7 protein-coding genes are annotated in these 11,802 nt (G+C 44.0%); 4 read left to right on the forward strand and 3 right to left on the reverse strand.

Annotated elements, in window-relative coordinates:
* Positions 1–15: 15 nt before the first annotated feature.
* Complete coding sequence (locus tag QUA10_RS25180) at positions 16–2,202, reverse strand: ATP-binding protein (protein WP_333085206.1); 2,187 nt, start codon at positions 2,200–2,202, stop codon at positions 16–18.
* A gap of 117 nt (positions 2,203–2,319) precedes the next feature.
* Here QUA10_RS25180 and QUA10_RS25185 point away from each other — a divergent pair, with 117 nt between their 5' ends.
* Complete coding sequence (locus tag QUA10_RS25185) at positions 2,320–2,448, forward strand: hypothetical protein (RefSeq protein ID WP_333085207.1); 129 nt, start codon at positions 2,320–2,322, stop codon at positions 2,446–2,448.
* Between the two features lie 78 nt (positions 2,449–2,526).
* On the opposite strand, the gene QUA10_RS25190 is transcribed toward QUA10_RS25185, so the two are convergent.
* Complete coding sequence (locus QUA10_RS25190; protein ID WP_333085208.1) at positions 2,527–8,040, reverse strand: AAA family ATPase; 5,514 nt, start codon at positions 8,038–8,040, stop codon at positions 2,527–2,529.
* 1,063 nt (positions 8,041–9,103) lie between these two features.
* On the opposite strand from QUA10_RS25190, the gene bchB reads away from it, so the two are divergent.
* The 3 genes from bchB (at position 9,104) to QUA10_RS25205 (ending at position 11,216) form a co-directional block, all read left to right on the forward strand.
* The gene (gene bchB, locus QUA10_RS25195) at positions 9,104–10,630 is read left to right on the forward strand and encodes a ferredoxin:protochlorophyllide reductase (ATP-dependent) subunit B (RefSeq protein WP_190659189.1); all 1,527 of its coding nucleotides are present in this window, start codon (positions 9,104–9,106) and stop codon (positions 10,628–10,630) included.
* A gap of 83 nt (positions 10,631–10,713) precedes the next feature.
* Positions 10,714–10,935 carry a hypothetical protein gene (locus tag QUA10_RS25200; protein ID WP_333085209.1) on the forward strand — a complete coding sequence of 74 codons (222 nt, stop codon included), beginning with the start codon at positions 10,714–10,716 and terminating at the stop codon, positions 10,933–10,935.
* Complete coding sequence (locus QUA10_RS25205) at positions 10,932–11,216, forward strand: type II toxin-antitoxin system mRNA interferase toxin, RelE/StbE family (RefSeq protein ID WP_333085210.1); 285 nt, start codon at positions 10,932–10,934, stop codon at positions 11,214–11,216. Before QUA10_RS25200 ends, QUA10_RS25205 begins: the two co-directional genes overlap by 4 nt.
* 36 nt (positions 11,217–11,252) lie before the next feature.
* Here the strand turns inward: QUA10_RS25205 and QUA10_RS25210 are convergent, their stop codons facing one another.
* Complete coding sequence (locus QUA10_RS25210) at positions 11,253–11,411, reverse strand: hypothetical protein (protein ID WP_333085211.1); 159 nt, start codon at positions 11,409–11,411, stop codon at positions 11,253–11,255.
* Positions 11,412–11,802 lie beyond the last annotated feature (391 nt).

Raw genomic sequence — 11,802 nt, forward strand, 5'->3', positions numbered from 1 at the left:
TGATAGTAGCGCCAATTACAAAACTTGCCTGGGGGCGATCGGAATTTCAATAATAAACTCGCTTCCCTCTCCGGGTGCAGAAACGCAAGTCAATTTTCCGCCGTGAGAACTCACAACAATCGAGTGAGAAATAGACAATCCCAAACCTGTTCCCGAACCCACAGATTTAGTTGTAAAAAATGGATCGAATATCTTGTGCAGCACCTCAGTGCTCATCCCCGGCCCGCTGTCGGCAATTCTAATTATGACAGAATTCCTGTCTGTCACCTCTGTAGAAATTGTAATAGCAAGGTGTTGATGAGAGTTTTCCGGGTCATCTCTTGCTACGAGGAGAGCATCGATCGCATTGGTGAGAATATTCATAAACACCTGATTGAGTTGTCCGGCGTAGCATTCCACCAGGGGTAGAGAACCGTAGTCTTGAATCACCTTAATAGGCGGTCGTTCCGGTCTATCTTTGAGGCGGTGTTGCAAAATCAGTAGGGTGCTGTTAATACCCTCATGGATATCCACTGGTTTAAAGTCTGCTTCGTCGATCCGCGAAAAGTTTCGTAGCGATAGGACAATTTGGCGGATGCGATCGGTACCCATTTTCATCGAAGACAGCATTTTTGGCAGGTCTTCTTGCCAGAACTCCAGGTCGATTTCTTCGGCTGCAATTTGAATTTCGTCAGCAGGGTTAGGATAGTGCTGTCGATAAAGCTCTACGAACTCTAACAAATCTTGGGTGTATTGCTGTGTATGGACGAGGTTGCCGTGAATGAAGTTGACCGGGTTGTTAATTTCGTGGGCGACTCCCGCAACCAGTTGCCCCAAACTAGACATTTTTTCGCTCTGAATTATCTGTGATTGGGTGCGTTGCAACTCACTTAGGGCGTTTTTGAGTTCAAAGGTGCGGTTTTCCACCCGGTCTTCTAATTCTGCATTACTTTTTTCTAAGGCGGTAAAAGATTCGCGCAGTTGTCTTGCCATCTGGTTAAAGGAGTTGGCAAGGGCGTTGAGTTCTTGAATACGGCTGTCTTCTACAGCTTGGTCGAAGTTGCCAGATGTTATTGCCTCACTCGCCCGATTCAGTCGCAGAATCGGACGCGCAATCCAGCCGGAGGTGATAACGCCCATCCCACAAGCTACCCCCAATGCTGCTAAGCAGAGCAAGATTGTGGTGCGAGTATTGGCATCAATCTGTGCCATGAACTCGCTTTCTGGCACACTCACCACCACTAACCAATCCAATCCATATTGGTCGCGCCAGGGAGTGACTTGCACATAGTAGAGTTCTCCCTGAAAATCAAGTCGGAGATCCGTGTCTCCAGAAAGGGATTGAAACCCTTTGAAGCGTTGCTGGATTTGTTTGGCAATTCCTTGGACTATGGGATTGCCACTGTCGATCGCCTTCAAACGCCGAATCTCGTCTTTGACGGTGGTAAAGGGTTGTTCTTTCGCAGAATTTGCGATCAACAGCCCATTTCGTTCCATGATGAAAACCTGCCCTGAGCTACTGACATCTATACTCCGTAAGAAATCGCTGAGTTTCAACAGATGGATATCGACTCCAACCATTCCTAGCAAGCGATTATTTGCGTCATAGATGGGGCGACCAGCGGAGGCAGCGATGTAGGGATAATTGGGATAATTTACGGTGACGATCCGCGACCAGATGGGTTTACCTGCTTTCACGGGTTCGGTGTACCAGGGCTCTTGGAAGTTGTTCCAATCATAAATAGTCACGACGTGAGTGCGATCGCCTTTGTTATCGGTGGCATAATTGGTGACATTATTCGGCGGTTTGGGAGTCCAATCATCAATCACGATGTTTTTGCCGTCGTAGCGTGCGGCTCCTACTCCCTCACCCGTAGTCAGCCCAATGCCGATGTAGCTTAGGTCATAGGCCTGCATTTGGTGCCAGAAATACTTACCGAGGGTTTGGCGATCGCGCACATCTAGCAATCCCATCCGAATCGCATCGGCGTTAATCTGAATCACTTGATGCGGAATAGATAAATAAGCATCCAGATGTTGATTCACCGTACTGCTGGTTCGATCCATCAACCGATCCGCCAGGTCGTTTACCGCTTTTTGTCCATTTTTGAACGACAAATATCCCACCAGACCGACTGCTCCAAAGATTTGCAAAACAAATGGGACTATCAGTATGAGCTGCAATGGGATCGCCTGAGTTTTGCCGAAGTGACGTATCTTCATGATCGGAAATTACTTTTATTTTAGTATGATCTACTATCTACAGTTCGATCGTGAAGATACACACAATATTTACTTTTTTAATTAAAAATCTGACACTTTTTATGCTTTGCCGGAGCATTGCCACCTCGTCGTGATGAAAAGCCCTCAGTGCGGCTGCAAAAGGGCGATCGTCCTTTTGTCGAAACCCGATCGATCGACTTTGCTGCAGAGTTTTTGCCGAGCTTGAATTGCGAATTCAAAGTTTAGTAAACGCAATGCGTGGCCGGATTGTTAAGGGTTGCTAACTGGAATTGATTTGGGGATGTTGGTTGATGGTAGCGCCGATTACAAAACTTGCCTGGGGGCGATCGGAATTTCAATAATAAACTCGCTTCCCTCTCCGGGTGCAGAAACGCAAGTCAATTTTCCGCCATGAGAACTGACAACAATCGAGTGAGAAATAGACAATCCCAAACCTGTTCCCGAACCCACCGGCTTAGTTGTAAAAAATGGGTCGAATATCTTGTGCAGCACCTCCGTGCTCATTCCTGGCCCGCTGTCAGCAATTCTAATTATGGCAGAATTCCTGGCTGTAACCTCTGTAGAAATTGTAATCGTAGGCTGTTGATGAGAGTTTTCCGGGGCATCTCTTGCGACGAGGAGAGCATCGATCGCATTTGTCAAAATATTCATAAATACCTGATTCAACTGAGACGCATAACAAGTAATTAGGGGTAGCGTGCTGTAATTTTTAATCACCTCAATTCCCAAACGCCCGCCCTCTTTTCTCAAGCGCGGTTGCAGCAACATCACCGTACTGTCGATGCCTTGATGGATATCTACCGACTTCATTTGCGCTTCGTCGAGGCGCGAGAAATTCCGCAAGCTTAGCACAATATCCCGGATTCTTTCCGCTCCTACTTTCATGGAATCCAGCAGCTTTTGCAAATCCTCGCTCAAAAATTCCAGCTCAATTGTTTCTATTTCTTCTAAAATTTCATCAGCAGGTTCTGGATAGTGCTGCTGGTAAAGCTCAATCAATTTTAGCAAGTCTTTAACGTATTCGCTAGCCGGATTAAGATTGCCATAGATGAAACTTACAGGATTATTAATTTCGTGAGCTACACCAGCGACCATTTGCCCCAAACTAGACATTTTTTCCGTTTGGATTAATTGAGCTTGAGTTAGTTTAAGTTCCCGCAAAGTGTGTTCTAAACGCTCGTTCTTTTCATTTAACTCCTGCGTCCGTTCTTGCACTTTCTGTTCCACCGAATTGTAAAGTAGAGCATTTTCCAAAGAAATAGCAACTTGGGAAGAAAGCAACCTTAAAACTTCCAATCTGTGGGGAGTAAATGCTCCGACAGTCAAATTGTTTTCTAAATAAAGAATGCCGATCAGTTTGCCTTGATTGATGATGGGAGTACACAAAATAGATTGCAGTTGGTGTTTAGCGATGTAAGGATCGGCTGTGAATAGTCCCTCAGCCGCCGCATTGCTCAACACCAAATCCGAGCGAGTCCTTTCCACATAATTAATCACCGTCACAGGTAAATCATGATAGTCTCCAACAGGCGTAAATTGCAGCACAGCTACATCTTCAGCAAATACTGACGCCTTAGCTGAAATCAACAGTTGACCATCTCTAACTAAAATCAGAAAACCTAATTGAGCACCCGCATTTTCTAAGGAGATTCTCATCAAAGAAGCCAGCAACTTATCGAGGACAATTTCGCTAGAAATCGCCAGAGATGCTTTCATTACTGTTGCCAAATCCAGCACTCTCGCATCGCTGCCAGTAGAAGTATGAATAGTTGTGGTAGTTTGATTGTTGTTAAAACTTCCGTTGAGTGGCGTCATTTCCCGCAACTGCGGATACTTCTGTTCTAAATCTTCTACTTTGCGAACTGCACCCCAGCGCAAGTAGCACGAGTGAGCTTCGCGCAAGTGAATTTTGGCATATTGATACTTGCCTTTACTCAACCAAAACTTAGCTGCTAGTTCATTAGCTAGCGCTTCATTTTGAACAAACTCATTGTCTTGGGCTAAATTTATAGAGAAATCGTACAGTTCTACAGCTTCTGAATCTTTCTTGGAAATTCTGGCTATTTCTGCTTGTACTAAAAGATACTTGTGCAGAAAATTTTCGGCACAGTTATCTGCCCAAATTTTCATCTGTTTTTGGTTTTCCTCTAACTTTTCCAAGTATTCCTTTTGCTTCTCTTCTGAAACATTTGGAAAAACTGCGGCTAAAGTTAGAGAAAAGAAAAAATTCCATTCGGTAGCCGGTATCGCTCCGGTAATAAAAGATAGCTGTTTTTCTACTTCAAAAGCTAGTTGTAGCGCTTCGTTGAAGTTGCCGTACCAGTACATTACCTGGCATTTGCGAATCTGATAAAGACAGAGCGAGTACAAATTTTGATGAGCTTGACAGTTGTGTACGTATTCAGCTTCGCTGATATCTTCGCTTTCAAATACAAACTTTTCAGGAGTTAGTTTACCCAAGTTACGCAGGATTAACTCTACCCCTAATAATATATCAGTTACGAGCTGATTTTTGGTTTTTTGACTGAACTGCAAATATCTGCTCGTGTCGGCAAGAATTTGCGAGATTTCTTTACCTTGAAAAAATGAGTTAGCTATGCGGTTGGACAGGATATAACCCGCATACTCTAAATCTCCTGATTCTAAAGCGGCTTGATATCCTTCATTGCTGATAGCGTGGGAATCTTTGATGTGATTGAACCAGTAATAAAAAATACTGACCAAGGATGAACAAGCTCTGCACTTCAAGCCGATATTGCCAGATTTTTCGCTGAGATTCAGCGAGAGCAAGCCGAATTGATACGCAGCTTTGTAATCTCCCGAAACTGCGTTTAAGAACATACCGTAGCCAGCATAGCAAAGAGAGGCTTCGGGTACTAAACCGTATTGTAGAGAAAGATTGACTCCTTTTAAAACGCTGACTTTCCACAAGTCGGGATTTTTGAGGTACGCCGATGTCAGCAAGTTTGTAATTAATTTGACTGCAACTTTTTTGTCGGGTACAGTCATTTCGGGGGCGTCAATTAGGGAAGCTATTTCTCTACCTGCTAAAATATTTGTGGCTGTGGCAAATTCTTCGGATATGACTTTTTGTAGCCCATCTAGCGGCAAGTCAATGCCTAGCAAGTCTAAAGCTGTGATTCCGGCTTTAACGGCTTCTTCGTACTTCGCCCGCAGGGTGTACTGCACGATCAGCAGGTTGTAAATTTCTACCTTTTCTAAGGCCGATCGCGCTTTTTCCAGAGTTATATTAATAAATTCTTCGGAGTTCTCGAAATAACCGTTTAAATACTCAACATTTGCCCGCTCCATGTGCAAGGCAAAGGCTAAGTCGTAGTGGGCATCCCAAATATCGGCGCTCAAACCGTCCATGCCTGCGGTCAAATACTGCAAGGCAGCAACATAAGCAGTTGCATCTTTGGCTCTGCGGGCGGCGTCTAAATTCAGCGTTGCCAGTTCAATTAATTCTCGATCGTCTTTAATTAGCGATCGAGCTACATTCAAGTGATCGACTAATTCAAAGATTCTGTCAGCGCGATATTCAGCCGGAGTGTTTTCTAGGATCTGCCTGCCTATTTTTAGGTGAACTGCCTTTTTTTGCGAGTCGTCGATCAGAGCGTAAGCTGCTTGCTGTACGCGATCGTGCAAAAATTTATAATTCAGAATTAATAGCGGAAACAGCACGTAATCTAATGACTTGCTTTCCAATTCCGAAGTTGGCAGAATCAGTCCCGACTTAATCGCCGGCAACAGGTGAGAAAAAGTTTCCGAAGCTTCTTTTTCATTAATTAAAGAAAGAGTATTTAAGTCAAATTCGTTACCCAAACAAGCCACTAAACGCAAAACTTGCTGCGTTGAACTTGGCAGTTTTCTCAACTTTTGTACCATCAAATCTACTACATTGTCAGTGATAGCGCACTGCTCAATTTGAGTCATATCCCAATGCCAGCCACCCTTGCTCCCCGACTGTGGCGGGTGAAAAACTAGCAGGTTTTCCTGATACAATGTTTGCAGGAATTGATTGACAAAAAAAGGATTGCCGTCGGTTTTGCTGATTACCAATTCAGCTAAGGGTTTGACAGATTCTCGATCGCTGTGCAAAGTCTCCGCAATCAAATGAGTTATGTTTTCCACCCCCAGTGGCGACAAAGCAATCTGATTAATGATAGCTTCCTGATTTCGCAGTGTTTCCACAGTCATCATTAAAGGATGAGTAGGACTAACTTCATTATCCCGATAAGCACCAATTAAAAACAGATATTGCGTAGCTTCATCTGTCATCATCAATTCGATCAGCTTGAGAGTAGCCGAATCAGCCCACTGCAAATCGTCGAGAAAAATGACCAGCGGATGTTCTGGCTGGCAAAATACCCGAATGAAATTTTGAAATACTAAATTAAAGCGGTTCAGAGATTCCGTCGGCCCCAATTCAGCTACAGGAGACTGAGCTCCGACAATTAGTTCAACTTCGGGAATGACATCAATAATAATTTGTCCGTTTTGACCGAAGGAACTGCGGAGTTTTTCGCGCCAAACTGCTAATTGAGCCTCACTTTCAGTTAACAGTTGCCGCACCAATTCCGAAAAAGCGCTGACAACGGCAGAGTAAGGAATAGTTCGCTTGTACTGGTCAAACTTTCCCCAAATAAAATATCCACGTCGGCGGGTAATAGGTTTGTCTAAAATCTTCACCATTGCAGATTTGCCAATGCCGGAATAACCGGCAATCAGCATCATCTCGCTGCGGGATTTATGCTGTCCTCTTCCCAGGACTGACAAGGGAATTTCTTTTTTCGATTTGCTCTCTTTTTTGATGACAGAAATTTGAGAATTGTCGGTGCGGTAGCCTCGATTATTTGTTGCTGCCACCCGCTCAAATGCCGCTAAAAGAGTTTCAACTTCTCGCTGTCTGCCGTAAAGTTTTTGAGGTATTTGAAATTTGTCGGAAATATCTTGGCTGCCGAGAGGAAAATCGGAAACAAACCCAGATGTTTGCCACTGAAACAAGCAGGATTCCAAATCGGCTTTTAATCCCCAAGCACTTTGATAGCGCTCCTCAGCGGTTTTTGCTAACAATTTCATCACAATATCTGAAACAGCTTTAGGAATTTCTGGGGCTATTTCAGCGAGAGGTACTGGCTGTTTGGCTATGTGACAGTGAACTAACTCCATGGGATCTGTAGTGGGAAAAGGGAGTTGTCCTGCCAGGATTTCATAGAAGGTCACGCCGAGGGAATAAAAGTCGGTGCGGTAATCGACTACCCGGTTCATTCTGCCGGTTTGTTCGGGCGACATATAGGCTAAAGTGCCTTCTAAAAAATTGGGATTTTTATTGGGAATATTTTCAAGGTTGGATGCTGTAGAGATGCTGAAATCTATTAGTTTTACTTGTCCGGTAGCAGGATTAAAAACTATATTAGAGGGATTTATATCTTTATGAATTACATTTTTTCCGTGAATTTCTCCCAAAGTTTCAGCAACTTTGATAGCAGTAGTCAGAAATCCTAAAATGGTAAATTTTTGGGAACCCATAAATATTTTTAAAGATTCCCCACCAAAATCTTCTAAGATCATTGCCAGACTATTTCTAACCTGTTGCAACTTATACACTTTTACAACTCCGTCCAACAGGCTTAAGTTGGCAGTGATCTCATATTCGCGCTTGTATCTATTCAGTTCTTCAGGAGTCGGATAGTCTTCTTTGATAAGTTTGATAATAACAGGTTGGTTGTTCTGCTCGTTGTGGCCGCGGTAAACCAGGGAAGTGCTGCTTTCATAAATGAGAGCGAGAACTGCAACGCCGGGAATTGCCATCATAGTTGGGTTCTCTCAAATTAGGTGTGCTTGGTCAATGTTACAGGAGTTACGCGCGGCGGGCTAGAAACCGGGTTTCTTCGTTGCTAGTCGTTGACAAACCCAAGATTTTTTCGTATAAACCGGGTTTCTTTTCGTAAATCCTCTGTTATTCTTCATTATCGCTCAAGAGCTATCTTTTGGGATGTGTGGGAAAGCAGGCCTTGACAACAAAGAGCTACTGCTGACAAAAGCGCCCTGGGGCTTTCGTCACCTCAGCAGTTAGGTAAACAAAATCACAAATACAGGATTTGTGTAAGGATTTACTCTAATGCTCGATCGCCATTCTGACAACCAAATCATCTCCGATTCTAAGCAATCGCTTGACTTTAGTGGAGCGTCACCACATCTCGTGAAAATACGCAAGTGCTTAAAGATTTATTTTTTCCGGTGATCGGGCCCGAATTTGCGGTGCTTCAAAAAAACCGGGCGGTGCAAATCTTAACTATAATTGGCGACCGAGGCGCTGAGGGAAGTAAGTGTTGCTTCGGAATCTGAAATTTTGTTCAGTTCTATCTATTTTGACCGATCGATTAACAATACTAACTGACCGAAATTATCCAGGATACAAGCCCCCGGATTGATCCGTCCAGAAATAAAAAACCTGTATCCGATGAAACTTGCCCCCCGAATTTATCCGTGGGGTCAATGCTTCAATTCTAAAATCTAAAATCTAAAATCTAAAATCGATTGACCGTTTGACCAGAGTAAATTTGACAAAAAATGCAGAATTCTTGCACCTTGTCTGGTGCGCGGCGGCGAACCCTACATTAATCAAATTTGCCTAACTCTTAAGAAAAGTTGAGGAAAGATTAAGAATTATTGCCATAAAACTAAGGTCAATTTGTTGGGATTACGAGCCAAATCCCAAGCAGCCAAAGCATTTGAGCATTTTCCAAAATCTGTAAATCCTCAGAAAGTTACTATTTCTAAAGGATTCATCCGGTGAGAAAATCAGAAACAACCTTAAAATTTAGCAGTAATCGCCCGATCGGGCAATTCTCAACCAGCACCAGGAAAAATACCTATGAAATTGGCTTATTGGATGTACGCAGGGCCAGCCCACATCGGCACTTTGCGCGTTGCCACTTCCTTCAAAAACGTCCATGCAATCATGCACGCACCCATAGGAGACGACTATTTCAACGTCATGCGTTCCATGCTGGAGAGGGAACGGGATTTCACCCCGGTAACTACCAGCGTCGTTGACAGACACGTACTGGCGCGGGGTTCGCAGGAACGGGTGGTGGACAACATCACCCGCAAAGATAGAGAAGAGCACCCAGATTTAATCGTGCTCACCCCGACTTGCACCTCCAGCATTCTGCAAGAAGACTTGGAAAACTTCGTGGAGAGAGCTCAATTAGATGCTAAAGGCGATGTATTGCTGGCGGATGTTAACCATTATCGGGTAAACGAACTGCAAGCAGCCGATCGCACTTTGGATCAAATCGTCCAATTTTACATTAACAAAGCCCGCAAAAAAGGCGATTTAGTAGAAGCCAAAAGCGAAAAACCATCTGTCAACATTATCGGTATGTCTACCCTGGGTTTCCACAACCAGCACGACTGCACCGAGTTGAAGCGTTTGATGGCAGATTTGGGCATTGAAGTCAACGAAGTTATTCCCGAAGGTGCTTCGGTTCATAACTTAAAAAGACTGCCGCGCGCTTGGTTTAACTTGGTTCCTTATCGGGAATTGGGGATGATGGCCGGGGAGTATTTGCAAAAAGAATTCGGCACGCCGATGGTGGATATTACGCCGATGGGCGTGGTGGAAACTGCGCGCTGTATCCGCAAGATTCAGCAAGTTTTGAATGCTCAAGGTGCGGATGTTGATTACGAAAATTTTATTGACCAACAAACGCGGTTTGTGTCGCAGGCTGCTTGGTTTTCGCGATCGATCGACTGCCAAAACTTAACCGGCAAAAAAGCCGTCGTATTTGGCGATAATACGCACGCTGCGGCGATGACGAAGATTTTGGCTCGCGAGATGGGAATCCACGTTGTGTGGGCTGGAACCTACTGCAAACACGACGCTGATTGGTTCCGGGAACAGGTTAGCGAGTATTGCGATGAAGTGCTCGTCACGGACGATCACGGAGCGATCGGAGATGCGATCGCCAAAGCCGAACCTTCGGCAATTTTCGGCACCCAAATGGAACGCCACGTAGGTAAGCGCTTGGATATTCCTTGCGGCGTAATTGCTGCACCGATTCACGTCCAAAATTTCCCGATCGGCTACAAGCCATTTTTGGGTTATGAAGGTACAAATCAGTGCGTAGATTTGGTCTACAATTCCTTCACTTTGGGAATGGAAGACCACTTGCTGGAAATCTTCGGCGGCCACGATACCAAGGAAGTGATTACGAAGGGTATCTCGGCTGATTCTGATATGGGTTGGACGAAGGATGGACAAGCTGAGTTGAATAAAATCCCTGGTTTTGTGCGGGGTAAGGTGAAGCGGAATACTGAGAAGTTTGCGCGCGATCGGGGGATTGATAAGATTACCGTTGAGGTTCTTTACGCAGCGAAGGAATCTGTCGGCGCGTAGTTTATTGGTAGGGTGGGCATTTGCCCACCTCACTTAGTAAAATAGAAATGCACTGTCACTTTTCAAACATAGAAAAGTTCTTTATGGCTAATTCTGTTGCTTTCCAGACCGCGATCGAATATGTAGAATCTCTGGCAATTGAAGAGCAAGATTTGTTAATTGAATTAATTCAGAAACGGCGAATTGAAAATCGGCGAGTCGAAATTGCAAGCAATGCAAGAGAGGTTTTGATAGCTTTAAAAGCCGGCACAGCAAAGCGAGGCAACTTTGCACAGTTAAAAGCTGATTTACTAGATGAAGAATGAAAACTCTAGTTTGGAACAACAGTTTTAAACGGGCTTTTAAACGGGTTATCAAGAGAAATCTGCAATTAGGTGAGAAAATATTTTCGGTTTTGGAGTTGTTAGTGAACGATCCATTTTCTCCTCCATTGAAGCCATATAAACTGCGGGGGCAATTAGAAGGACTTTGGGCTTGTTGGGTTGAGTCCGATTGCCGAATTATCTATACTTTTGAGCAAGATAATGAAACGCAAGAGGAATTGATCGTCTTGATTGATATTGGGACGCATGATGAAGTATATTAACTGACAATCGCCCTTTTCAAACCAAGGGCGATCGGCTTAACCCGCCGGCACTTGCACTAACTGCCTGACATCCTCTGCCAGTCGAGTAAAATTATTAGAGTGAAGAGTCAACAACACATCCACACCTGCTTTCAGTGCAGCTTCAGCAATTAACCCATGGTAAATCCCTCCCCCCGGTAGGTTTAAACTAACCATTTTGGGTAGTCCTGCATAGGCAGTATAATTATGGGTTTTATTTGATAGATAAACTGGCCTTATACTCATGAATAAAATACCAAAGAGCTGCCCATGTGATTGGAGAGTGTTTTAGAGAATGAAAGAGTTTTTTCCCCTAGAGATATTCTTGGTCTGATGGTATTATTAAATCTGTTTATATAGGGTAGTCCTGACTATGCAGGACTACCCGATCGCACTTATCGAAATTGATGAAAACTAGCATCAGCGCCCGCAGTTGGCTCACACTATTTAAAATAATTCTCTGCTTTGTCCTCGTGATCGCCTGTTAGTACATACAGCGGTTCCCGCTGTAATGAGGTACAATCAATAATAATGAAATATCATTGTGTAATCAAACCTAATGAAAGCA

Origin of the sequence: Microcoleus sp. Pol8_D6, assembly GCF_036700965.1 — a bacterium.
Taxonomy (GTDB): Bacteria; Cyanobacteriota; Cyanobacteriia; order Cyanobacteriales; family Microcoleaceae; genus Microcoleus.

Coding starts and splice junctions, on each gene's coding strand:
- QUA10_RS25205 (WP_333085210.1), top strand. CDS start 10,932: ATGAAAACTCTAGTTTGGAACAACAGTTTTAAACGGGCTTTTAAACGG.
- QUA10_RS25190 (WP_333085208.1), bottom strand. CDS start 8,040: ATGATGGCAATTCCCGGCGTTGCAGTTCTCGCTCTCATTTATGAAAGC.
- bchB (WP_190659189.1), top strand. CDS start 9,104: ATGAAATTGGCTTATTGGATGTACGCAGGGCCAGCCCACATCGGCACT.
- QUA10_RS25210 (WP_333085211.1), bottom strand. CDS start 11,411: ATGGTTAGTTTAAACCTACCGGGGGGAGGGATTTACCATGGGTTAATT.
- QUA10_RS25200 (WP_333085209.1), top strand. CDS start 10,714: ATGGCTAATTCTGTTGCTTTCCAGACCGCGATCGAATATGTAGAATCT.
- QUA10_RS25180 (WP_333085206.1), bottom strand. CDS start 2,202: ATGAAGATACGTCACTTCGGCAAAACTCAGGCGATCCCATTGCAGCTC.